Here is a 685-nt window from a genome sequence, read left to right as displayed (position 1 = left end):
AAGGCCGGGTCGTAGTCTAACATCTCACCGACAATCGCTGATTCTAGACGTTGTCCAAATAGAGCATAGTGAGCATACTCTGTATAAGATAGGTCGGATTCTTTTTTTAATAGTTTCTTCCAATACCGTTTTAATCGTCGGTATTTCTTTTGGTCTTCTCCATTGGACGTATTGAACTGGTTCATGACTTGTACACGGGTTTTATTCATGGACCGGTTCACTAATTGAACAATATGAAACCGATCAATAATGATTTCCGCATTCGGAAAGAGGTCAGGTATGAAACTGACGTAACTGGCATTCATATCAACGGTCACTGTTTTGACCTGTTTGCGATGGATTAAGCTATACCGCATCGTAAAATGGTTTTTGACTGTCCGGCTATCCTTAGCTGGCAAGATATCTAGTATGTCTCCTGTTTCCACATCAATATATTCAAAGGCCATTCGCCCACTCGCATACTTGAATTCATCAAAAGATAAGTGCGCAGGCAAAGCATGGTAAAACGGTTTATGGTTTTTAGCCGCTTTATTAATGATCCGTTGAACCGTTGCTTGAGAGACGTGAGTCTCTTCAGAGATATCTTTAACCGAACGGGCACCAGAGGATTGAGAAAGGACATTCGCTTTAACATAATTGGAAATATAGCAGTGCTCTTCTACTATCGGAGTCTTCGCTGTAAAGG

The 685-nt window shown here is 41.2% G+C and carries 1 protein-coding gene; it reads right to left on the bottom strand.

What is annotated here, in order from left to right; translation table 11 throughout:
- The coding region (locus tag ABDZ53_RS12860; RefSeq protein ID WP_343757155.1) for a transposase at positions 1–685 on the bottom strand (685 nt) is incomplete at both ends.

It is taken from the genome of Alkalibacterium iburiense, assembly GCF_039521845.1.
GTDB lineage: Bacteria > Bacillota > Bacilli > Lactobacillales > Carnobacteriaceae_A > Alkalibacterium > Alkalibacterium iburiense.
Note: the sequence above shows the minus strand (reverse complement) of the source record. Positions and strands in the feature narration are given on the sequence as shown.